The sequence below is a fragment of the Azospirillum sp. TSO22-1 genome (genome assembly GCF_003116015.1).
Taxonomy (GTDB): domain Bacteria; phylum Pseudomonadota; class Alphaproteobacteria; order Azospirillales; family Azospirillaceae; genus Azospirillum.
Map to the genome: position 1 here is coordinate 30,617 of NZ_LGQZ01000068.1, position 23,285 is coordinate 53,901.

Consider the following 23,285-nt stretch of genomic DNA (forward strand, 5'->3'; position numbering starts at 1 on the left):
TCCTTGGGCCTCAGAACAGGAAGTAGCGTTGCGCCATCGGCAGAACCGCGGCGGGCTCGCAGATCAGCAGCTCGCCGTCGGCGCGCACCTCGTAGGTCTCCGGATCGACCTCGATGTGCGGCGTGGCGTTGTTATGGATCATCCCCGCCTTGCCGATCGAGCGGCAGCCCTGCACCGCCAGCAGCTGGCGCGTCAGGCCGAGCCGGTCGCCCACCCCGGCGTCCAGCGCCGCCGCGCTGACGAAGGTCACCGAGCTGGCCGGCATCGCCTTGCCGAAGGCGCCGAACATCGGGCGGTAGTGCACCGGCTGCGGCGTCGGGATGGAGGCGTTCGGGTCGCCCATGGGCGCCGCGGCGATGGTGCCGCATTTGAGCACCATGTCCGGCTTCACCCCGAAGAAGGCCGGCGACCAGACCACCAGATCGGCCAGCTTGCCCACCTCGACGGAGCCGACATGGCTGGCGATGCCGTGCGCCAGCGCCGGGTTGATGGTGTATTTGGCGACGTAGCGCTTCACCCGCGCGTTGTCGTTCTCGCCCGCCTCGCCCGGCAGCCGGCCGCGCTGCACCTTCATCTTGTGTGCGGTCTGCCAGGTGCGGATCACCACCTCGCCGACCCGGCCCATGGCCTGGCTGTCGCTCGACAGCATGGAGAAGACGCCGAGGTCATGCAGGATGTCCTCGGCCGCGATGGTCTCGCGGCGGATGCGGCTCTCGGCGAAGGCGACGTCCTCGGGGATGCGCGGGCTGAGGTGGTGGCACACCATCAGCATGTCCAGGTGCTCGTCCACCGTGTTGACGGTGAACGGGCGGGTGGGGTTGGTCGAGCTGGGAAGCACGTTGGCCAGCCCGGCCACCTTGATGATGTCCGGCGCGTGGCCGCCGCCGGCACCCTCGGTGTGGAAGGCGTGGATGGTGCGGCCCTTGAACGCCGCGATGGTGTCCTCGACGAAGCCGGACTCGTTCAGCGTGTCGGTGTGGATCGCCACCTGGACGTCGTACTGGTCGGCGACGGTCAGGCAGGTGTCGATGGCCTTCGGCGTGGTGCCCCAGTCCTCGTGCAGCTTGAGGCCGCAGGCGCCCGCCATGATCTGCTCGATCAGCGCGTCGGGGCGGCTGGCGTTGCCCTTGCCGAAGAAGCCCAGGTTGATCGGCAGCCCCTCGGCGGCCTGGAGCATGCGCGCCATGTGCCACGGCCCCGGCGTGCAGGTGGTGGCGTTGGTCCCGGCCGCCGGACCGGTGCCGCCGCCCAGCATGGTGGTGACGCCGGAATACAGCGCCTCGTCCACCTGCTGCGGACAGATGAAGTGGATGTGGCTGTCGATGCCGCCGGCGGTGACGATCTTGCCCTCGCCGGCGATCACCTCGGTGCCGGGGCCGATGACGATGGTGACGCCCGGCTGGACGTCGGGGTTGCCCGCCTTGCCGATGCCGGCGATGCGGCCGTCCTTCAGGCCGATGTCGGCCTTGACGATGCCCCAGTGATCGAGGATCAGCGCGTTGGTGATGACGGTGTCAACGGCGCCCTCGGCGCGGGTCGCCTGCCCCTGCCCCATGCCGTCGCGGATCACCTTGCCGCCGCCGAACTTCACCTCCTCGCCGGGGATGGTGTGATCGCGCTCGACCTCGATGATCAGATCGGTGTCGGCGAGGCGGACGCGGTCGCCGGTGGTGGGGCCGTAGTGCGCGGCGTATTCGGCGCGCTCGATGCGATGAGCCATGGTCCGTCCCCCTTACAGCGCGCCGTTGATCTTGCCGTTGAAGCCGTGCACCACCCGCGCGCCGGTGTAGGCGACCAGCGTGACGGTTCGCGTCTGCCCCGGCTCGAAGCGCACCGCGGTGCCGGCCGGGATGTCCAGGCGCATGCCGCGCGCCCGCTCGCGGTCGAAGGAGAGCGCCGTGTTGGTCTCGTGGAAGTGATAGTGCGAGCCGACCTGGATCGGCCGGTCGCCGGTGTTGGCGACGTCAAGCGTGACCGTGGGACGGCCGGCGTTCAGCTCGATCTCGCCGGGGCCGGTGATGATTTCGCCGGGGATCATGACGTGCCTCATTTCCTGAATCCGAAAGGGCCAGTTGAGTAATACGCCTCCTGTACCTTCGCACTCCATCGGTACAGCATGCGTTTAATTTCCTCTTTTTGCTTTTCGAAATTCGATCCAACCGAGATTTCTTTCACCATTATTTCTGATGTGCCCAGATCGAATATGCCACCCTGGACACCATTTTCCTTAATAACTAGCAAAGGGAGCCCCAGCGCGTAGAGAATTCCAGCCTCCAAATTATTCCAGGGACTTGGGAAATGCGCAGGCTTGGAAATTTCATCCTGCTTCTCAGTTCCTTCCTTAAAAATTCCAGAATCTGCACGAAATTGAGAAAATCCAAGCACGATCCCTCCGGAACAGTGCCTTGCAATCGCATACACCTCTCGCAGCGGGGGATCTATCCCATAATCAGACTTACCAAGTGCACGACCCTCAAAATACAATCCCCGCAAAACCTCATTTATATAATCCTTAACAAGATCTTGAGCAGCATTAAGAGATGTCGCACACGACACAAATACCGGTATCTTCGATAAATCACGCCGATCGGCGGCTTCTCTATTTGAAGATATGCTGTCGCTCATGGCATTTATCACCGAATCGGGTTGTGGACGGTGACGAGCTTGGTGCCGTCGGGGAAGGTGGCTTCCACCTGGATCTCGTGGATCATCTCGGGGATGCCCTCCATCACCTGCTCGCGGGTGAGGACGGAAGCGCCGTCGCGCATCAGTTCGGCAACCGACCTGCCGTCGCGCGCGCCCTCGACCACGAAGTCGGTGATCAGCGCCACCGCCTCCGGGTGGTTGAGCTTGACGCCGCGCTCCAGGCGCCGGCGCGCCACCATGGCCGCCATGGCGACCAGCAGCTTGTCCTTTTCCCTCGGTGTCAGGTTCATGGTGTCGTTCCCCTCGTTTCTTCTTTTTCGTCAACGCTGCGCAGAATTATGGATCCCCGCCTTCGCGGGGATGACGGTCAGAGAAAACTACACATGCCACAGCCTCGGCAGCCGTGCCGGTAAGCCATTCAGTTCTTTGCGCAGCCCCGCCCACACCCGCCCGAAGTCCGCGCGCAGCCGCTGCGCGTCGCGGCCAAGCAGCCGGATCACCAGCACCTCGTCGAGCACCGTCGCCCCGGCGCGCGGCGCCGCGTCCTCCAGCAGGGCGCGGGCGGCGTCCAGGCGGTCCGCGGCATCCCCGCCGACGTACACGATGGTGCCGTACGCCGTCGCCCCGGCGAACCCCGCGGGATGATCGAGCAGCGCCGCCACGTCGCCATCCAGATGCAGCGCGTCGGCCCACGCCAGCCGGCCGTCGCGGCGCACCTCCCAGGCGTCGCGCGCCAGCCCCTGCGTGAAGCGCTCGCCCCGCGCGATGCGGCCGAACACCAGCAGCTCGCCGGCCAGCAGCCGGCCGGAGCCGTTCACCGCCACCGAGGTGGTGCGGCGCAAACGGGCGGCGTCGAACAGAATGGTCTCCTGCGGCAGCCATTCCAGCCAGCCGCCGTCCCCGACCGCCAGCCGCACGTCGACGCGCACGTCCTCGCCGGCCGAGCGGTAGACCTTCTCTGCCGCCTGGGCGGTGACCAGGGCGGACGCCCCCTCGCCGACCGAGACCGCGATCTCCAGCCGGTCGCCGCCGACCAGCCCGCCCGAGGTGGTCACCACCACGGCGGTTACCGGATCGCCGGAGGCCGGCGTCGGGAACAGCAGGCGCAGCGGGTCGGTGTGGTAGACCTCGCGCAGGCGCCCACGGTCGAACGCGACGGTCGCGCGGCCGTGGATGGTCAGGCGCTTGGGCACGGCGGCGATGGCCAAGGGACGGCCTCAGACGGTCAGGTGGCGGCGCACGTCGGACTCGACCATGTCGGATGCGGTCCCGGCAAGCACGATCTCGCCGCGGTCCATCACGGCGAAGCGGTCGGCCAGTTCGCGGGCGAAGTCGAAATACTGTTCGACCAGCAGGATCGCCATGTCGCCGCGCGCCGCCAGCGTCCTGATAACCTCGCCGATCAGCTTGATGATCGAGGGCTGGATGCCCTCGGTCGGCTCGTCGAGGATCAGCAGGCGCGGACGCGTCACCAGGGCGCGGGCGATGGCCAGCTGCTGCTGCTGCCCGCCCGACAGGTCGCCGCCGCGCCGGTGCAGCATCTCCTTCAGCACCGGGAACAGCGTGAAGATCTCGTCGGGGATCGAGCGCTGCGCCTTGGGCAGGGGGGCGAATCCGGTCTGCAGGTTCTCCAGCACGGTGAGGCGCGGGAAGATCTCGCGGCCCTGCGGCACGAAGCCGATGCCGCGCCGCGCCCGGTCGGCGGTGGCGAGCCGGCCGATCTCCTGCCCTTCCCAGCCGATGCGGCCGGAGCGGGCGGATTCCAGCCCCATGATGGCGCGCAGCGTGCTGGTCTTGCCGACGCCGTTGCGGCCGAGCAGGCAGGTCACCGCCCCCTTGGGCGCCTCCAGCGAGACGCCGCGCAGCGCGTGGCTGGCGCCGTAGTACAGGTGCACGTTCTCGACGGTCAGCATGGTCTAGCGCCCCAGATAGACTTCGATCACCCGCTGGTCGGCCTGCACCGTCTCCAGCGAGCCCTCGGCCAGCACCGAACCCTCGTGCAGCACCGTCACCTTGGCGCCCAGGCGGCGCACGAACTCCATGTCGTGCTCCACCACCACCACCGAGCGGTCCTGGTTGATCTCCAGGATCAGGTCGGCGGTGCGCTCGGTCTCGGCGTCGGTCATGCCGGCCACCGGCTCGTCGAGCAGGACGAGCTTCGGTTCCTGCATCAGCAGCATGCCGATCTCCAGCCACTGCTTCTGGCCGTGGCTGAGCGCCCCGGCCGGGCTGCCGAGGCGGTCGCCCAGGCGGATCAGCGCCACCACCTCGTCGATGCGGCGGGCCTGCTCGCGGCTCAGCATGAAGAACAGCGTCCTCATGGTGCGGCGGTCGCATTTGAGCGCCAGTTCCAGGTTCTCGAACACCGTCAGGTGCTCGAACACCGTGGGCTTCTGGAACTTGCGGCCTATCCCCAAGTTGGCGATGCGCGTCTCGTCCAGCTTGGTGAGATCCACGCCGCCGTCGAACAGCACGTCACCCTTATCGGGCTTGGTCTTGCCGGTGACGATGTCCATCATCGTCGTCTTACCGGCGCCGTTCGGGCCGATGATGGTGCGCAGCTCGCCGGGGGCCAGGACCAGACTGAGGTTGTTGATCGCCTTGAAGCCGTCGAAGGCGACCGAGACGCCGTCCAGGTAGAGGATCGAGCCGTGCGCCGGGTGCGGGTCGCCGGCGACGCCGTAGGACGGCTCGGCCAGCGAGACGCTGTTGTCGTCAGGCATTGCGGTTCTGCGCCACCGGGACGCCCCCCTTCTTGATCCGGGCCTTGAGCTGCCCGGCGAGGCCCATCAGCCCCTTCGGCATGAACAGGGTGACGAGGATGAACAGGCCGCCCAGGAAGAACAGCCAGATCTCCGGCGCCGCCCCGGTGAAGTAGCTCTTGGCGCCGTTCACCGTGAAGGCGCCGAGGATCGAGCCGACCAGCGTGCCGCGCCCGCCGACCGCCACCCAGATCGCCACCTCGATGGAGTTGGCGGCCGAGAATTCGGACGGGTTGATGATGCCGACCTGCGGCACGTACAGCGCGCCCGCCAGCCCGGCCAGCACCGCCGAGACCGTGAAGACGAACAGCTTGGCCGCCGTCACGTCGTAGCCGAGGAAGCGCACCCGGCTCTCGGCGTCGCGGATCGCCATCAGCACGCGGCCGAGCTTCGACGACACGATGAAGCGCGCCGCCAGGTAGCCCGCCGCCAGCAGCAGCGCCGAGGCGACGTACAGCCCGACGCGCGTGCCGGTCGCCTGCATGGGGAAGCCCAGGACGTCCTTGAAGTCGGTCAGGCCGTTGTTGCCGCCGAAGCCCATCTCGTTGCGGAAGAAGGCGAGCATCAGCGCGAAGGTCATCGCCTGCGTGATGATCGAGAAGTAGACGCCGTTGATGCGCGAGCGGAAGGCGAACCAGCCCATGACGAAGGCCAGCAGCCCCGGCACGGCGACGACCATCAGCAGCGTCCACACCGGGTTGTCGAAGCCCCACCAGTACCAGGGCAGCTCCTTCCAGTTCAGGAACACCATGAAGTCGGGCAGGCTGGCGTTGCCGTAGACGCCGCGGGTGCCGATCTGCCGCATCAGGTGCATGCCCATGCAGTAGCCGCCCAGCGCGAAGAACGCGCCGTGCCCCAGCGACAGCGCCCCCGCGTAGCCCCACACGAGGTCGAGGCTGAGCGCCAGCAGCGCGTAGCACAGGTACTTGCCGAGCAGGCTGACCATGTAGGCCGGCACGTGGAACACCGAGTCCGGCGGGGTGGCGAGGTGCAGCACCGGCACCAGCCCGGCGGCCACCACCAGCAGCCCCATGAACACCGACCAGCCGCGCCGGGATTCCAAGGCGAGGAGACGTGATGTCAACGGACCCATCGCTTACGCCTCCGCCGCGCGGCCCTTGAGCGCGAACAGGCCGCGCGGGCGCTTCTGGATGAACAGGATGATGAAGACCAGCACCAGGATCTTGCCCAGCATGGCGCCGGCGTACGGCTCGAGGATCTTGTTGACCACGCCCAGGCTGAGCGCCCCGGCGAGCACGCCCCACAGGCTGCCCACCCCGCCGAACACCACCACCATGAAGCTATCGACGATGTAGCCCTGCCCGAGGTTCGGGCTGACGTTGCCGACCTGGGACAGCGCCACGCCGGCCACCCCGGCGATGCCGGAGCCGAGGCCGAAGGTCAGCGCGTCCACCCAGCCGGTGCGGATGCCCATGCTGGCCGCCATGGACCGGTTCTGCGTCACCGCGCGCATCTGCAGGCCGAGGCTGGTGTAGCGCAGCGTCGCCGCCAGCGCGCCGATCACCGCCAGCGCGAAGACGACGATGGCGATGCGGTTCCAGGTCAGCACGAGGCCCGGCAGGGCCTCCCAGGCGCCGGTCATCCAGGCGGGATTGGCGACCTCCTTGTTCGGCGCGCCGAAGATCGAGCGCACCACCTGCTGGAGCATCAGCGAGATACCCCAGGTCGCCAGCATGGTCTCCAGCGGGCGGCCGTAGAGGAAGCGGATGATGCCGCGCTCCAGCGCCACGCCAACCGCTCCGGCGACCAGGAAGGCGGCGGGGATGGAGACGATCAGATAGAGGCCGAAGACGCCCGGCGGCAGGAAGGCGCGGAACGCCTCCTGCACCACGAAGGCGGTGTAGGCGCCGAGCATGATCATCTCGCCGTGCGCCATGTTGATGACGCCCATCACGCCGAAGGTGATGGCGAGGCCGACCGCGGCGAGCAGCAGCACCGAGCCGAGGCTCAGCCCCTGGAACAGGGTGAGCGCGCCGGCGGTCAGCATCTCGCGGCGCTCGATGGCGGCGACCAGGGCTTCGGCCGCGGCGCGCACCTGGGCGTCCGGGTCCTTGGCCAGCGGCGCCACCAGGGTGCGCGTCTCGGCGGTCTGGACGGCGGACAGCTCCTCGACGGCCTTCAGGCGCTCGGCGGCGTCGGGGCTGGCGAGGGCGGCGCGGGCGAAGGCGCGGGCGATGACCAGCTTGACGCTCGCGTCGGTCTCGCGGGCCAGCGCGTCGCGCAGCTTGGCGGCGGTCTCCGGCGTGGCGTTGCGCGCCATGCTCTCGACGGCGGCGAGGCGGCGCGCCGGGTCCGGCGACGTCAGGTCGAGCCGCCCGACGGCGGCGGAGATCGCGCTGCGCAGCGCGTTGTTCACGGTGATCTTGGTCAGGTCGCGGCTGGCGACGGTGCCCAGCGTGGCGCCGGTCAGCGGGTCGGTGAGGGTGACCTCGCGCCCGTTCACCGCGCCGGTGACGACCTTGTTGTCGTCCTTGCGCACGAACAGGGTGCCGGCCTCCATGGCCTGAAGGACGGGCAGCGCGCGGGCGTCGCCGGTGGCGGCGACCCGCTCGGCGGCGGCGGCCTTCTCGGCGAACCCCTCGGCGGCGAGGCCGGACAGCGCGGCGGAGAACGCGGCGTCGTCGGCGCGGGCGGGGGCGGCGAGAAGAGTTACGAATAGGAGGGCTGCGGAGAGCAGGCGGACGAACGGCATGTGGAGGTCCCCTTATCTCCCTCCCCCGCCCCGGGGGAGGGCCAGGGTGGGGGTAAAACCAAGGATCCTTGGCTTTACCCTCACCCGACGCCTTCGGCGTCACCCTCTCCCGGGACGGGAGAGGGTTTGCACACTTCGCTTACTTCAGCTTGCCGTACTTCGGCTCGGCGCAGTTGCCGCAGACCCAGGGGAAGGTCCAGTCGGCGGTCAGCTTGGCGCTCTCCGGGATGAACGGCGACCAGGCGTCGGCCTTGATGGCGGCCTTGGTCTGGTTGACGATCTGGAACTGGCCGTTGGCCTGGATCTCGCCGATCATCACCGGCTTCGACAGGTGGTGGTTGGTGTTCATCGCGATGTCGTAGCCCGACGGCGAGCGGACCTTCTGGCCGTACATGGCCTGACGCACCGCGTCGACGTCGGTGGTGCCGGCCTGCGCGACCGCCTGCGTCCACATCTTGAAGCCGATGTAGGTGGCCTCCATGGGATCGTTGGTCACGCGCTTGTCGTTCTTGATGAACGTCTTCCACTGCTTGATGAACGCGTCGTTCTCGGCCGAGTCCACCGACTGGAAGTAGTTCCAGGCGGCCAGGTGGCCGACCAGGTTCTTGGTGTCGATGCCGGCCAGCTCCTCCTCACCGACCGAGAAGGCCACCACCGGGATGTCGGTCGCCTTGATGCCCTGGTTCGCCAGCTCCTTGTAGAACGGCACGTTGGCGTCGCCGTTGATGGTCGACACCACGGCCGTCTTCTTGCCGGCCGAGGCGAACTTCTTGATGTCCGCGACGATCGTCTGCCAGTCGGCGTGGCCGAACGGCGTGTAGTTGATCATGATGTCGTCCTTGGGCACACCCTTGGAGATCAGGTACGCCTCGAGGATCTTGTTGGTCGTGCGCGGGTAGACGTAGTCGGTGCCGGCCAGCACCCAGCGCTTGGCCTCGCCGCCGTCCTTGCCCATCAGGTAGTCGACCGCGGGGATCGCCTGCTGGTTGGGCGCGGCGCCGGTGTAGAAGACGTTGCGCGAGGACTCCTCGCCCTCGTACTGCACGGGGTAGAAGAGCATGCCGTTCAGCTCCTCGAACACCGGGAGCACCGACTTGCGGCTCACCGAGGTCCAGCAGCCGAACACCGCGGCGACCTTCTCCTTCTGCAGCAGCTCGCGCGCCTTCTCGGCGAACAGCGGCCAGTTGGAGGCCGGATCGACCACCACCGCCTCGACCTTGCGGCCGAGCAGACCGCCCTTCTTGTTGATGTCGTCCACCATCATCAGGACGGTGTCCTTCAGCGTCGTCTCGCTGATCGCCATCGTGCCCGACAGCGAGTGCAGGACGCCGATCTTGATCGGGTCCGCCGCCATCGCCGCCGTGGCGAACAAGCCCGCGGCCAGCGCGCAGCCCGCCACCATGCCCTTCATCGCAAGCGCTTTGATGCCCATCTGTCTCCCCTTTTTTTAGCTGGGTCGGTTCACGACAGGGCGAGCATTCGCAAACGCGATGCCAAGACCGTTCGCCGCCCGGAAACCCAAGGGGTCTAAGCGTTTGGAGGCGAGAGCGGGCGTGCCGCCGCCGGTCGCCGGATGCCCGCTTCCTGGGCAAGCCCGTTTGGAAGGCAGGAAACTGCACAAAATTTGCGCGATCGCCGCAACGACCGAGGTTCAAGGCGCTGAACGGTGCATGCACGCGGGTGTCGGGCCGAGGCGAACCTCGGCCCGGAGGCCTTCGGCCCTCCGTTGACGACGGATCAGTTCACCGTGCGCCAGCTGCCGTCCGCCTGCTGGCAGGCGGTGCCGAACGCCCGCTGCGGCGTGCCGTCGACCGTGACCGTCGTCTGGTACTCGCGGCAGGTCTGCCCGTTGCGGGTGTAGGGCGGCGACGCCGGCGTCGCCGACAGGCCGGCGCCGGCCATCGGCGCGTACACCACGGCCGGCGGGGGCGGCTGGTAGACCACGACCGGTGGCGGCGCACCGTACACCACCACGGGCGGCGGATAATGACGGTGCCGGTGCACCGGATACACCGGAATCCCAGCGCCCAGGAAAACCGTCGTGTCCGCCATCGCCGGCAGCGGCACCGCCAGCGCGGCCACACCCAAGACCAGTCCGACCCACGCGCGCATCGTCGTACTCCAGATTCGATGCGCCCAGTATATGGGCGTCCCGCCCGCTCCCGCATCTTCGCAAGTGTAACAGATGGTTACAGCGCATCCCTTGACCCCGTCCGGGAAATATTTGACTATGTCAATTAATTCTCACCCACCCTGGAGGGTGTCCGTCATGCTGGATCCGGACCGTCTGCGGCGCATCGAGGCGGTGCGCCGGTTCAGCCGCTTCTACACGCGGAAAGTCGGCGTGCTGCACGAGGGGCTGCTGGGCAGTCCGTTCTCGCTCGCCGAGGCGCGCGTCGTCTACGAACTGGCGCACCACGAGACCACCACCGCCAACGAACTGTGCGAGGAGCTGGAACTCGACGCGGGCTACCTCAGCCGCATCCTGCGCGGCTTCGAGCAGAAGGGGCTGATCAGCAAGCAGCCCTCCCCCGCCGACGCGCGGCAGAACCTGCTGGCGCTCACGGCCGAGGGGCAGGAGGCGTTCGCCCGCCTCAACGACCGCTCCCGCTACGAGATCGGCGCGATGCTGGACACCCTGCCCGACGCCGACCAGGAACGGCTGGTCGATGCCATGCGCGTGGTCGAGGACCTGCTGGGCGAGCGGCCGCCGCGCAAGGTGCCCTACATCCTGCGCCCGCCGCGCCCCGGGGACATGGGCTGGGTGATCGAGCGGCACGGCACGCTGTACGCCCAGGAATACGGCTGGGACGAGAGTTTCGAGGCGCTGGTCGCCGAGATCGCCGCCGGCTTCCTCCGCAACTACGACCCGAAGCGCGAGCGCTGCTGGATCGCCGAGATGGACGGCCGCAACGTCGGTTCGGTTTTCATCGTGAAGGCATCCGACGACGTCGCGAAGCTGCGCATGCTGATCGTCGATCCGTCGGCGCGCGGCCTGGGCATCGGCCACCGCCTCGTGGACGAGTGCCTGCGCTTCGCCCGGCAGGCCGGCTACCGCCGCATGACGCTGTGGACCAACAGCATCCTGCTGGCGGCCCGCGGCATCTATGTGAAGGCCGGCTTCGAACTGGTGGCGTCGGAGCCGTACCACAGCTTCGGCAAGGATCTGGTCAGCGAGACGTGGGAACGGGATTTGTGAGCACGTCATCACTTGCCCCCACCCCGACCCTCCCCCGCTTCGCAGGGGAGGGGGGAGAGCGGCGGAGTTCCCTCCCCTGCGACAGCGGGGGAGGGTTAGGGTGGGGGCAATGAACGACCGCCACGCCCGCCTCGCCATCCTCGCCGCCGCCGCGGTCGGCGTGCAGGTCGGCGCGGCCATCGTCGCCACACGCTTCGTCGTCGGGCAGACCGGGCCGGCGTCGCTGGCGCTGCTGCGCTACGCCATCGGCTTCCTGTGCCTGCTGCCGCCGGTGCTGGCCTCCCGCCGCCTGCGTTTCGACGCCAAGGACGTGATACCGATCGCGCTACTGGGTATTATCCAGTTTGCGGTGGTCATCGCGCTGCTGAATTTCGCCCTGCAGACCGTGCCCTCCGGGCGGGTGGCGCTGCTGTTCGCCAGCTTTCCGCTGATGACCATGCTGCTCGCCGCCGGGCTGGGACGGGAAAGGCTCGGCCTGCGCAAGTCGGCCGGCGTGGCGCTGACGCTGGCCGGAGTCGGCATCGTGCTGGGCGAGAAGGCGTTCGCCGCCGGCACCTCGCCCGAGGAATGGCTGGGCACCCTGGCGGTGCTGGGCAGCGCGTTCGCCGGAGCGCTGTGCAGCGTGCTGTACCGGCCGTATCTGCGCAAGTACGACCCGCTGCCGGTCAGCGCCTTCGCCATGCTGGCCTCGGTGGGGTTCCTGGCGCTGCTGGCCGGCGGCGAGGGCTTCTTCGACGGCGCGCCGCGCATCACGCCGGCCGGCTGGGCGGCGGTCGTCTTCATCGGGGTGAGCAGCGGCGTGGGCTATTTCCTGTGGCTCTGGGCGCTGCGCCACACCACGCCGACGCGCGTCACCGTCTTCCTGGCGCTCAGCCCGGTGACCGCCGCGGCGCTCAGCGCGCTGCTGCTGGGCGAGCCGGTGACGGTGCAGCTGGCGTCGGCCATCGCGGTGCTGTCGGCCGGGTTGTGGCTGGCGCTGCGGGCACCGGCCTGACGCGATTTGCCATTTGACTCGCATAGTTTCACCGCGACATCATTTCGACTCTGAGACATCCGCACGAGCCCGCAAAGGGCCGGCAGGCAACAGGGACAAACAGGGTTTGGACAAGACCTCACGGGACGTGATCGCCCGGCTGGTGGGATTCGACACCGTTTCGCGCCACTCCAACATGGCCCTCATCGACTGGGTCAGGAACTATCTGGCGGGGCTGGGAGTCGAAAGCCGGCTGGTACCCAACGAAGACGGCAGCAAGGCCAACCTCTACGCCACCATCGGCCCGATGGCCGAGGGTGGAGTCGTCCTCTCCGGCCACACCGACGTGGTGCCGGTGGACGGGCAGGCCTGGGACACCGATCCCTTCACCCTGGTCGAGCGCGACGGCAAGCTGTACGGCCGCGGCACCGCCGACATGAAAAGCTTCTCCGCCATCGCGCTGGCCCTGGTGCCGGAGATGCTGGCGGCGAACCTCAAGCGCCCCATCCACCTCGCCCTCTCCTATGATGAAGAGATCGGCTGCTTCGGCGCCCCCTTCATGATCCAGCGCATGGTGCAGGAGCTGCCGCCGGTCGGCGCCGTCATCGTCGGCGAGCCGACCAGCATGGGCGTGGTGCTGGCGCACAAGGGCTGCTACGCGCTGCGCACCACCGTCACCGGGCACGAGGTGCACTCCAGCCAGGTGAACCGCGGCGTCAGCGCGGTGATGGTGGCGGCGCGGCTGGCCACCTTCGTCGCCGACATGATGGCGGAGAACAAGGCCGCCGCCGACCCGGCCTCGCCGTTCGACCCGCCCTACACGACGCTGCACGTCGGGACGATCAACGGCGGCACGGCGCTCAACATCATGGCGAAGCGCTGCGACTTCCTGTGGGACATCCGCACCGTCACCGGCGACGACTGGCGGACCTATCTGAACCGCTTCCAGGCCTTCTGCGACACGCTGCTGCCGGAGATGTCGGCGATCTCCCCCGACTGCGGCATCGTCACCGAGGTGCTGGCCGGCGCCCCCGGCCTCGCCCCCGACCCGCAGGGCCGCGCGGCGCAGCTGGTGCACGCGCTGACCGGGCGCAACGACACCACGGTCGTCGCCTACGGCGCCGAGGCCGGGCAGTTCCAGGAGGCCGGCTACTCCACCGTGATGTGCGGCCCGGGTTCCATCGACCAGGCGCACCAGGCCAACGAGTTCATCGAGATCGACCAGGTCACCGCCTGCGAGCGGTTCCTGCGCGGACTGATCACACGCCTATCTGCCTAACGACAAAAGCCCCAGAGGGCGGACAACAGGGAGACACAGGACATGAAGATCGCGACCGTACTCCTCCGATCGGCCGCCGTGATCGCGCTCGCCGGCGCCGTCTTCGCGGGGGCCGCCGAGGCCAAGACCCTGCGCTGGTCCTATCAGGGCGACGCCACCACCATGGACCCGTACGGCCTGAACGAGACGTTCACGCTGGGCTTCCAGGGCAACATCTACGAGCCGCTGGTCGGCTACGACGCCAAGTTGCAGCCGGTGCCGATGCTGGCGGAGAAGTGGGAGAACCCCGAGCCCACCAAGTGGGTCTTCCACCTGCGCAAGGGCGTCACCTTCCACGACGGCTCGCCCTTCACCGCCGACGACGTGATCTTCTCGTGGAAGCGCACGCTGACCGAAGGCTCGGACATGAAGGGCTACGGCGCCAAGGCGAAGGAGATCCGCAAGATCGACGACCACACGGTCGAGGTCATCACGCCGACGCCGAACCCGATCCTGGAGCGCGAGTGGTCGCTCTTCTACATCATGTCGAAGACGTGGTCGGAGATGAACAACACGACCGAGGCGACCAACGTCAAGGGCTCCAACCAGGGCAACCACGCCAACCGCGCGGCCAACGGCACCGGCCCCTTCGTGCTGACCGAGCGGCAGCCGGACTCCAAGACGGTGCTGAAGCGCTTCCCCAACTACTGGGACAAGTCGATCAAGACCAACGTGGACGAGGTGGTGTTCACCCCCGTCTCGCAGCCGGCGACCCGCGTCGCGGCGCTGATGTCGGGCGAGCTGGACGTGATCCAGCCGGTGCCGGTGCAGGACTGGGAGCGCCTGGAGCAGACCAAGGGCGTCAAGCCGCTGACCGGCGCCGAGGCGCGCGCCATCTTCGTCAGCTTCGATCAGGTCCGCGACGAGCTGAAGTACTCCGACGTCAAGGGCAAGAACCCGTTCAAGGACGTGCGGGTGCGCGCCGCCTTCGTGCACGCGGTGAACCTGGAGGCGATCAACAAGCAGATCATGCGCGGCTCCGCCGTGCCGCTCGGCACGCTGATCGCGCCGGAGGTCAACGGCTTCGACAAGTCGTTCGGCGCCCCCTACCCCTACGACCCGGAGAAGTCGAAGAAGCTGCTGGCCGAGGCCGGCTACCCGAACGGCTTCACCGTGACCATGGACTGCCCGAACGACCGCTACGTCAACGACGAGAAGGTCTGCCAGGCGGTGGCCGGCATGCTGGCCAAGGTCGGCGTCAAGATCGACCTGCTGGCGCAGACCAAGGGCAAGTATTTCGGCAAGGTGCTGGCGCAGGCCGGCTACGACACCAGCTTCTACATGCTGGGCTGGACGCCGAGTTCCATCGACAGCCACAACTCGCTGCTCAACCTCGCGGGCTGCCGCAACAAGGAGACGCAGTCGGGCCTGTTCAACCTGGGCGGCTACTGCAACCCGAAGGTCGATGAGCTGACGACGAAGATCGGCGCCGAGACCGACCAGGCCAAGCGCAACGCCATGATCAAGGAGGCGTGGGAGATCGTCCGCGCCGACTACGGTTACATGCCGCTGCACGCGCAACCGATGTCGTGGGGCGTGCGCGAGGGCGTGCAGGTGGTGCAGCGCGCCGACGACGTGCTCGACCTGCGCTCGGCGGTGGTTCCGTAATAATTCCCCTCTCCCGCCCCGGGAGAGGGAGGGGCCCGCTCGGAACGAGCGGGAGGGTGAGGGTAAATCCAAGGATCCTTGGCTGTACCCTCACCCGGCCGGCTTCGCCGGCCACCCTCTCCCGGGGCGGGAGAGGGACTCAAGGCGCCCCATGCTCACCTTCATCCTCCACCGCCTGCTGCAGTCCGTCCTGGTCATCCTGGCCGTGGCGCTGATCGCCTTCTCGCTGTTCCGCTACGTGGGCGACCCGGTCAACGCCATGACCGGGCAGGACACCACGCTGCAGCAGCGCGAGGAACTGCGCGAGCGCCTCGGCCTCAACGACCCGTTCCTGGTGCAGTACGGCCGCTTCGTCGCCGACGCCGCGCAGGCCGAGTTCGGCATCTCCTACCGCCATCGCCGCCCGGTGCGCGAGCTGCTGGCCGAACGCCTCCCCGCGACACTGGAGCTGTCCATCGTCTCCATGGCGCTGGCGCTGCTGCTGGGCATCCCCATGGGCGTCTATACGGCGCTGAAGCCCAAGGGCATCCTGTCCCGGGGCTTCATGTCGCTGTCGCTGGTCGGCGTGTCGCTGCCGACCTTCCTGATCGGCATCCTGCTGATCCTGCTGTTCGGCGTGGTGCTGCGCTGGCTGCCGACCTTCGGGCGGGGCGAGGTGGTCCACTTAAGCGGCTGGACGACCGGGCTGCTGACCAAGTCGGGCCTGCAATCCCTGATCCTGCCGGCCTTCACGCTGGCGCTGTTCCAGATGACGCTGATCATGCGCCTGGTGCGCTCGGAGATGCTGGAGGTGCTGCGCACCGACTTCATCAAGTTCTGCCGCGCCCGCGGCCTGCCCAGCCGGCTGGTGCACTTCCGCCACGCGCTGAAGAACACGCTGGTGCCGGTCATCACCATCACCGGCCTGCAACTGGGCTCGATCATCGCCTTCGCCATCATCACCGAGAGCGTGTTCCAGTGGCCCGGCATGGGCCTGCTGTTCATCCAGGCGATCACCACCGTCGATATCCCGGTGATGGCGGCGTACCTGTGCATGGTCGCCTTCTTCTTCGTCGTCATCAATCTGGTGGTCGACCTGCTGTACTTCGCCGTCGATCCGCGGCTGCGTGTCCGGAGGGCGGCATGAGCTTCCTGAGCGGCTTCACCGACAGCGACCTCTGGCACAGCTTCATCCGCACGCCGACGGCGCTGGTCTCGGCGCTGCTGACCCTGATCCTGATCGCCGGCGCGCTGGCCGCCCCGCTGGTGGCACCGCACAACCCGTTCGACCTCGCGTCGCTCGACATCATGAGCGCCCACCTGCCGCCAGTGTGGATGAAGGACGGCGACCCCGCCTTCCTGCTGGGCACCGACGACCAGGGGCGCGACGTGCTGTCGGCCATCTTCTACGGCGCGCGCATCTCGCTGCTGGTCGGCTTCGCCTCGGTGCTGCTGGCGGTGCTGATCGGGGTGACGCTCGGGCTGGTCAGCGGCTACCTCGGCGGCCGGGCCGACGCAGCGATCATGCGGGTGGCCGACGTGCAGCTCTCCTTCCCCGCCATCCTGATCGCGCTGCTGATCGACGGCGTGGCGCGCGGCGTGCTGCCGCGCGAGGCGCAGGAGCACATGGCGGTGTACGTGCTGGTGTTCGCCATCGGCATCTCCAACTGGGTGCAGTACGCCCGCACCGTGCGCGGCGCGGCGATGGTCGAGAGCCGCAAGGAGTACGTGCAGGCCGCCCGCATCATCGGCATCGGCCCGGTGGCGATCCTGTGGCGGCACATCCTGCCCAACGTGCTGGGCCCGGTGCTGGTGATCGCCACCATCAACCTGGCGCTGGCCATCATCACCGAGGCGACGCTGAGCTTCCTCGGCGTCGGCGTGCCGCCGACCACGCCGTCGCTCGGCACGCTGATCCGCATCGGCAACGACTACCTGTTCAGCGGCGAGTGGTGGATCTCCATCTTCCCCGGCGTCGTGCTGGTCCTGCTGGTTCTTTCGGTGAACCTGCTGGGCGACTGGCTGCGCGACGCCCTCAACCCCAAGCTCCGGTGAGGTGGGGGCATGGCGCTCCTCGACGTCGAGAACCTGTCGGTCGAATTCCCCAGCCGTCGCGGCACCTTCGTCGCCGTGAACGGGGTGACCATCGCCGTTCAGCCCGGCGAGATCCTCGGCGTGGTCGGCGAGTCCGGCGCCGGCAAGTCCACCATCGGCAACGCGGTGATCGGCCTGCTGGAGCCGCCCGGCCGCATCGGCGCGGGCCAGATCCGCCTGGACGGCCAGCGCATCGACGACCTGGACGACGACGCCAAGCGCCGCATCCGCGGCCGGCGCGTGTCCATGATCTTCCAGGACCCGCAGACCTCGCTCGACCCGCTGCAGACCATCGAGAGCCAACTGGTCGAGACCATCCGGGTGCACCTGGGCCTCGACCACCGCGCCGCGCAGGCGCGCGCCGTGGACCTGCTGCGCCAGGTCGGCATCCCGGAGCCGGAGCTGCGCGTCAAGCTCTACCCGCACCAGTTCTCCGGCGGCATGCGCCAGCGCGTCGTCATCGCGCTCGCCCTGTGCGCCGAGCCCGAGGTGGTGGTGGCGGACGAGCCGACCACCGCGCTCGACGTCTCCATCCAGGCGCAGATCCTCACGCTGCTGAAGCGGCTGTGCCGGGACAAGCGCGTCGGCATGATCGTCATCACCCACGACATGGGCGTGATCGCCGAGATCACCGACCGCGTCGCCGTGATGTACCGCGGCAAGGTGGTGGAGGAAGGCCCGACGTCGAAGATCCTCGGCGACCCGGACCACCCCTACACCCGCGCGCTGATCGGCGCGGTGCCGCGCCCGGACCTGCGGCTGCACCGCTTCCCCTACGTCGACTACATCGAGGGCATCGCCGAGAAGCCCGCCGCGATCAGCCTCAAGGACCACTGGCTGGGCCGCAGCCGCGACTTTCAGCGCCGGCACGACGGCCCGCTGCTGGAGCTGCGCGACCTGTCCATCCGCTTCCCGCTGAACACCGCGTGGCTGGAGCGCAACCGGCGCTACGTGGACGCGGTGAAGGGCGTCAGCTTCGCCATCCGCGAGGGCGAGACCTTCGGTCTGGTCGGCGAGAGCGGCAGCGGCAAATCCACCATCGCCCGCCTGATCACCCAGCTCTACCGCCCGTCCGGCGGCTCGGTGGTCTTCGACGGAACGGACGTGACGGCGCTGAAGCGCGACCGCGACCTGAACCCGTTCCGCCGGCAGATCCAGATGGTGTTCCAGGACCCGTATTCGTCGCTGAACCCCCGCATGCGCGTGCTCGACATCGTCGCCGAGCCGATCCGCTTCCACAGGCTGGCCGGCAGCCGGGCCGAGGTGAACCGGATCGTCCGCGACCTGCTCGACCACGTCGGCCTGGGCGCCAAGGCCGCCGAGAAGTACCCGCACGAGTTCTCCGGCGGCCAGCGCCAGCGCATCGTCATCGCCCGCGCGCTGGCGACCCGCCCGCGCTTCCTGATCTGCGACGAACCGACCTCCGCGCTCGACGTGTCGATCCAGGCGCAGATCCTCAACCTGCTGAAGGACCTGCAGGAGGAACTGCGGCTGACCATGCTGTTCATCAGCCACGACCTGCCGGTGATCCGGCAGATGTGCGACCGCGTCGGCGTCATGCGCTTCGGCCAGCTGCTGGAAGTGGCGCCCACCGAGGAGCTGTTCGTCAGTCCACAGCACCCCTACACCCAGGAGTTGCTGTCGCTGATGCCGAACTTCCGCGGCCTGACGCACCGCGGGCTGGACGTCGAGGATCGGGCGACAGGTTAGATCTCACCCGCAAGGAAACAGCGAAGCTCGGTTAAAACAGCTTTTAAATTCCAAAGAATTTTATTTTCAAATTCCCATTTATTGGAGAAACCGCCCTGCGGTTTCCCTCAACCCAACCTTGACCTTTGCTCAAACATATTCGAATCATCTTGACTGCTGACGGTTGCTTGACAACCCTATCGAGTACACAAGAATTCATTAACCCTTTCGGAAGGGCTAGCCCCCGGCGCGCGCATGCACGACCACAGCCAGACCGTCACCGCGGAGCGTGTCCGCCTGCTGTACCGGCAGATGCCGCTGGTGCTGGCGATCAACGTCGTGAACGCGACGCTGGTCGGTGTCGCGCTGTGGGGACCGGCAACGGCGCCGACGCTGGCCCTGTGGATGGGCGCGCTGGCGCTGGTCACCGCGGTGCGCGCCGCGCTGTGGCGCCGGTACGTGCATCGCCGGCCGGACGATGCCGGAATGGCCGCGTGGGGCCGCCGCTTCGCCGTCGCCTCGGCGGCGTCGGGGGCGCTGTGGGGTGCCACGGCGCTGCTGTTCATGGACTTCGAGCAGCCGCAGACGGTGCTGCTGATCGCCTTCGTCGTTGCCGGCATGGCGGCGGGTGCGGTCACCGGGCTGGCGAGCCACCTGCCCACCTTCTACGCCTACCTGCTGGCCAGCGTGCCGCTGATGGCCCTGCGGCTGTTCATCGAGGGCGACCGCATCAGCGTCAGCATGGGCGCGCTGGTGCTGATCTTCACCGCCGGACTCGTGCTGATCGGCCGCACCTTCAACGCCACGCTGACCCGCCGCATCCAGCTGGCGGCGGAGATGCAGCGCCTCGCCGGCGGGCTGGAGCACGAGGTGCGCGAGCGCACCGACGCCCTCCAGGCGCTCAACGACCGCTTCCACGGCATCCTGTCGAGCATCGACGACCACGTCTTCATGATCGGCCGCTCCGGCGCGCTGCTCTACGTCAGCCCGTCGGCGCTGCGCGACTTCGGCGCCGCCGGCGGGCCGGACCGCATCGCGGCCTGGAACGACCTCGGCCTGCCGCCCGACGAGACGGCGGTGATCGAAGCCCTCCACCGCGAGGTCCTCGACACCGGCATCGGCATCACCGGCGAGGTCACTCACCTCCGTCCCGACGGGCCGCGGAGCCACGAGTACCGCCTGAACCCGCTGACCGGTCCGGACGGCGCGATCCGCGCGGTGGTCGCCGTCTCGCGCGACATCACCGAGCGGCGGCAGGCCGAAGAGGCGCTGGAGGAAGCACGCGCCGCCGCCGAGCAGGCCAACCAGGCGAAGTCGCGCTTCCTCGCCGCCGCCAGCCACGACCTGCGCCAGCCCATGCAGTCGATGTTCCTGTTCGCCGGCGCCCTGCGTGCCCGGCTGGACGACCCGCAGGGGCAGGACATGCTGACCATGCTGGAGCGCGGGCTGGACACGCTGAAGGGGCTGCTGGACAGCCTGCTCGACGTCTCCCGGCTTGACGCCAACGTGATCGAGCCGCGGCTGGAGGCGATGCCGATCCGCCCCTTCCTCGCCGACATCGTCGCCGCCTACCAGCCGGTGGCGGCGTCGCGCGGGCTGGACGTGCGCCTCGGCGAGCACGCCGAGGTGCAGGTGCGCAGCGACCCGATGCTGCTCGGACGCATGGTGCGCAACCTCGTCGAGAACGCCATCCGCTACACCGAGCGCGGCGGCGTCGTGGTGGATTGCATGATCGACGGCGACGCCGTGCTGATCGAGGTGCGCGACACCGGCATCGGCATCGCCCCGGACCAGCTCGACCGCATCTTCGAGGAGTTCCACCAGATCGGCAATCCCGGCCGCGACAAGGCGCGCGGGCTGGGCCTGGGCCTCGCCATCGTGCAGCGGCTGTCGGGGATCCTCGACCATCCGGTGGCGGTGCGCTCGGCGCCCGGGCGCGGTTCGGTGTTCTCGGTCCGCGTGCCGCTGGACCCGGTCTCGCCGCTCCCGTCGCCGATCCCCGAACCGCACGCCGAGGCGCAGCCCGACGGCAAGCTGGTGGTGCTGGTGGACGATGACGCCATCGTGCTGCTCGGCCTGCGGGCCACGCTGGAGTCCTGCGGCTATCAGACGTTGATCGCCGGCTCCATCGACCAGGCGCTCGACCGCCTGTCGGCCGACGGCCGCACACCGGACTTGGTGATCGCCGACTACCGTCTGCGCGGAGGCGCGGTGGGCACCGACGCCGTGCAGGCGATCCGCGAGCGCACCGGCCGGCCGCTGCCCGGCATCATCCTGACCGGCGAGACCGGCGCGGAGTGCGCCCGCGACGCCGCCGAACACAGCTGCAGCATCATCCTCAAGCCGGTCACCCCGCGCCAGCTGGCCGCGTGCCTGGAACGGCTGACCGGCGAATCCCGCGAAGCAAAGCCCGCCACGCCCTGTTAGGATCCCATCGACTGATCGACTTCGAAGGGGACGAGCAATGCCCGGCCTGGTGAACGGCGCGTGGGTCAAGGGACCGATCGCGGCGAGCGAGATCAAGGACGGCGCCTTCCACCGGGAGCCGACGCGCTTCCGCCGCTGGATCACCGCGGACGGCGCGCCGGCCCCCGACGGCACGCCGGCGCTGCCGGCCGAGGCCGGGCGCTACCACCTCTACGTCGCCTACCTATGCCCGTGGGCGTCCCGGACGCTGATCTTCCGGACGCTGAAGGGGCTGGAGGGCGTCGTCGGCGTCTCGGTGGCGGAGCCGGTGATCGGCGAGAATGGCTGGACCTTCACCGAGCCGCCGGACGCCGGCCCCAGGGTCGGCCGCTTCCAGCACCTCCACCAGCTCTACACCGCGTCGGATCCGACCTACACCGGCAAGGTCTCGGTGCCGGTGCTGTGGGACCGCAAGGACGGGCGGATCGTCAACAACGAGTCCGCGGACATCATCCGCATCCTCAACACCGCGTTCGACGGGCTGACCGGCAACACCCTCGATCTCTACCCCGAACCGCTGCGCGCGGAGATCGACGCCTGGAACGAGCGCATCTACGTCACCGTCAACAACGGCGTCTACCGCGCCGGCTTCGCCAAGACGCAGGCCAGCTACGACGAGGCGGTCGCCGCCCTGTTCGAGACGCTGGACGCCCTGGAGCAGCGCCTGTCGGCCAGCCGCTATCTGGCGGGCGAGTTCCTCACCGAGGCCGACTGGCGGCTGTTCGTCACGCTGGTGCGCTTCGACGTCGCCTACCACGGTGCCTTCAAGTGCAACCTGCGGCGCATCGAGGACTATCCGGCGCTGTCCAACACCCTGCGCGAGCTGTACCAGTGGCCGGGCATCCGGGCGACGGTGAACATCGAGCACATCAAGCGCGGCTACTACGTCAACCCGGCGATCAACCCGACGCTGATCGTGCCCAAGGGGCCGCTCATCGACCTCGACCGCCCGCACGACCGCCACCGCCTGCCGGGGCGGGGGATCTGGGCAGAAAAAAGGCCGCTGCGGTAAGGCAGCGGCCTCGAGTCTAAGGGAGGAAACGCATAAAGCGTGGAAGGAACCGTATCACGATCGGCCGTATGACGTTTGACTCAGATCAAGCGGCGGGCGCATTCGGAACGCCGCCGCGCGATGTCACAGCGCCGTAGCGCGCCGCGCCTCCATCGGCGCACCGGACGCCCCACCCATCCGACATACGGCCTCCGAACGGCGGCACGGGCCGGGGGCTCCCGGCGTTCTCTGGACACGGGTCTTCCCCAACCCGCCTGAAACCGCCCGAGCACGCCGGGCGGCCGGCACGGCGACCTCCCCCCGGCCGCCGCGCCCGTCGAGCGGCAGCCGCGCATCCCCCTCGCGCGGTTGCCGCCCGTCCCTGTCCAGGCGGGCCCTGTCCAGGCGGCCATGCCCGCGACACCCGCCCCCGCCGGCTGTTCTGTATCGGGCCACGCAACGCCGGAGACGACGGTGACGGCATCGACGCAGGTTCACAGGCGCACGCATGTCAAGGCGGACGGGCGCAAGCTCTTCCTGTACGGCTGGCGTCCGCACGGACTGCCGCTGACCGAGGAGCTGGAGCCCGGCCCGGCACCGCAGCCGCACCTGCGCTGGCACCCGCTGCGCGGGGAATGGGTCGGCTACGCCAGCCACCGGCAGGAGCGCACCTTCAAGCCGCCGGCCGAGTTCTGCCCGCTCTGCCCCGTCCAGCCGCACGGCTTCCCCGGCGAGGTCCCGTTCGCCGATTTCGAGATCGCCGTGTTCGAGAACCGCTTCCCCGCCTTCCACCCCGACGCCCCCGCCCCGCCCGAGCTGCCCATCCCCACCGCCCCCGCCAAGGGGC

The 23,285-nt window shown here is 68.7% G+C and carries 20 protein-coding genes and 1 pseudogene; 10 read left to right on the forward strand and 11 right to left on the reverse strand.

Annotated features, from left to right (window positions below; genetic code table 11):
- Window positions 1-10 precede the first annotated feature (10 nt).
- The 11 genes from ureC to TSO221_RS17875 form a co-directional block, all read right to left on the reverse strand.
- Window positions 11-1,720 (reverse strand): urease subunit alpha, encoded by a 1,710-nt coding sequence (ureC, locus tag TSO221_RS17830; protein WP_109119865.1) that lies wholly within the window; start codon window positions 1,718-1,720, stop codon window positions 11-13.
- A 12-nt stretch (window positions 1,721-1,732) separates the two neighbouring features.
- The gene (locus tag TSO221_RS17835) at window positions 1,733-2,038 is read right to left on the reverse strand and encodes an urease subunit beta (RefSeq protein WP_109119866.1); all 306 of its coding nucleotides are present in this window, start codon (window positions 2,036-2,038) and stop codon (window positions 1,733-1,735) included.
- A gap of 8 nt (window positions 2,039-2,046) precedes the next feature.
- Entirely contained in the window at window positions 2,047-2,625 is a 579-nt protein-coding gene (locus tag TSO221_RS35060; protein ID WP_146208841.1) for a hypothetical protein, read from the reverse strand.
- Between the two features lie 8 nt (window positions 2,626-2,633).
- Window positions 2,634-2,936, reverse strand: coding sequence for an urease subunit gamma (locus tag TSO221_RS17840; protein ID WP_109119867.1), 303 nt, complete (start codon window positions 2,934-2,936; stop codon window positions 2,634-2,636).
- Window positions 2,937-3,023: 87 nt separating this feature from the next.
- Entirely contained in the window at window positions 3,024-3,854 is an 831-nt protein-coding gene (locus TSO221_RS17845; protein WP_109119868.1) for an urease accessory protein UreD, read from the reverse strand.
- 9 nt (window positions 3,855-3,863) lie between these two features.
- Window positions 3,864-4,559 (reverse strand): urea ABC transporter ATP-binding subunit UrtE, encoded by a 696-nt coding sequence (gene urtE / locus TSO221_RS17850; protein WP_109119869.1) that lies wholly within the window; start codon window positions 4,557-4,559, stop codon window positions 3,864-3,866.
- A gap of 3 nt (window positions 4,560-4,562) precedes the next feature.
- The gene (urtD, locus tag TSO221_RS17855) at window positions 4,563-5,369 is read right to left on the reverse strand and encodes an urea ABC transporter ATP-binding protein UrtD (protein WP_109119870.1); all 807 of its coding nucleotides are present in this window, start codon (window positions 5,367-5,369) and stop codon (window positions 4,563-4,565) included.
- Window positions 5,362-6,501: an urea ABC transporter permease subunit UrtC gene (gene urtC, locus TSO221_RS17860; RefSeq protein ID WP_109119871.1), complete on the reverse strand. Its 1,140-nt coding sequence runs from the start codon at window positions 6,499-6,501 to the stop codon at window positions 5,362-5,364. The genes urtD and urtC overlap by 8 nt, the downstream gene beginning before the upstream one ends.
- Before the next feature lie 3 nt (window positions 6,502-6,504).
- On the reverse strand, window positions 6,505-8,121 hold the full coding sequence (gene urtB / locus TSO221_RS17865; RefSeq protein ID WP_109119872.1) for an urea ABC transporter permease subunit UrtB: 1,617 nt from the start codon (window positions 8,119-8,121) through the stop codon (window positions 6,505-6,507).
- Between the two features lie 139 nt (window positions 8,122-8,260).
- On the reverse strand, window positions 8,261-9,475 hold the full coding sequence (urtA, locus tag TSO221_RS17870; RefSeq protein WP_247878110.1) for an urea ABC transporter substrate-binding protein: 1,215 nt from the start codon (window positions 9,473-9,475) through the stop codon (window positions 8,261-8,263).
- Between the two features lie 383 nt (window positions 9,476-9,858).
- Window positions 9,859-10,233, reverse strand: a complete 375-nt coding sequence (locus tag TSO221_RS17875) for a hypothetical protein (protein ID WP_109119873.1) — start codon at window positions 10,231-10,233, stop codon at window positions 9,859-9,861.
- Between the two features lie 157 nt (window positions 10,234-10,390).
- Between TSO221_RS17875 and TSO221_RS17880 the strand changes: the two genes are divergently transcribed.
- From TSO221_RS17880 to TSO221_RS17925, 10 genes and pseudogenes are all read left to right on the forward strand, one after another.
- Entirely contained in the window at window positions 10,391-11,320 is a 930-nt protein-coding gene (locus TSO221_RS17880; RefSeq protein ID WP_109119874.1) for a helix-turn-helix domain-containing GNAT family N-acetyltransferase, read from the forward strand.
- 109 nt (window positions 11,321-11,429) lie between these two features.
- Complete coding sequence (locus TSO221_RS17885) at window positions 11,430-12,314, forward strand: DMT family transporter (RefSeq protein ID WP_109119875.1); 885 nt, start codon at window positions 11,430-11,432, stop codon at window positions 12,312-12,314.
- Window positions 12,315-12,420: 106 nt separating this feature from the next.
- The gene (gene argE / locus TSO221_RS17890; protein ID WP_109119876.1) at window positions 12,421-13,572 is read left to right on the forward strand and encodes an acetylornithine deacetylase; all 1,152 of its coding nucleotides are present in this window, start codon (window positions 12,421-12,423) and stop codon (window positions 13,570-13,572) included.
- 42 nt (window positions 13,573-13,614) lie between these two features.
- On the forward strand, window positions 13,615-15,219 hold the full coding sequence (locus TSO221_RS17895; RefSeq protein ID WP_109119877.1) for an ABC transporter substrate-binding protein: 1,605 nt from the start codon (window positions 13,615-13,617) through the stop codon (window positions 15,217-15,219).
- 151 nt (window positions 15,220-15,370) lie between these two features.
- Window positions 15,371-16,345, forward strand: a complete 975-nt coding sequence (locus TSO221_RS17900; RefSeq protein WP_109119878.1) for an ABC transporter permease — start codon at window positions 15,371-15,373, stop codon at window positions 16,343-16,345.
- The gene (locus TSO221_RS17905) at window positions 16,342-17,253 is read left to right on the forward strand and encodes an ABC transporter permease (RefSeq protein ID WP_109119879.1); all 912 of its coding nucleotides are present in this window, start codon (window positions 16,342-16,344) and stop codon (window positions 17,251-17,253) included. The genes TSO221_RS17900 and TSO221_RS17905 overlap by 4 nt, the downstream gene beginning before the upstream one ends.
- A gap of 9 nt (window positions 17,254-17,262) precedes the next feature.
- Entirely contained in the window at window positions 17,263-19,002 is a 1,740-nt protein-coding gene (locus tag TSO221_RS17910; protein ID WP_109119880.1) for an ABC transporter ATP-binding protein, read from the forward strand.
- 234 nt (window positions 19,003-19,236) lie between these two features.
- On the forward strand, window positions 19,237-21,408 hold the full coding sequence (locus TSO221_RS17915; RefSeq protein WP_109119881.1) for an ATP-binding protein: 2,172 nt from the start codon (window positions 19,237-19,239) through the stop codon (window positions 21,406-21,408).
- 37 nt (window positions 21,409-21,445) lie between these two features.
- Window positions 21,446-22,459 carry a glutathione S-transferase family protein gene (locus TSO221_RS17920; RefSeq protein WP_109119882.1) on the forward strand — a complete coding sequence of 338 codons (1,014 nt, stop codon included), beginning with the start codon at window positions 21,446-21,448 and terminating at the stop codon, window positions 22,457-22,459.
- Between the two features lie 453 nt (window positions 22,460-22,912).
- Window positions 22,913-23,285 (forward strand): annotated as a pseudogene (locus TSO221_RS17925) (hypothetical protein); the annotation flags it as partial.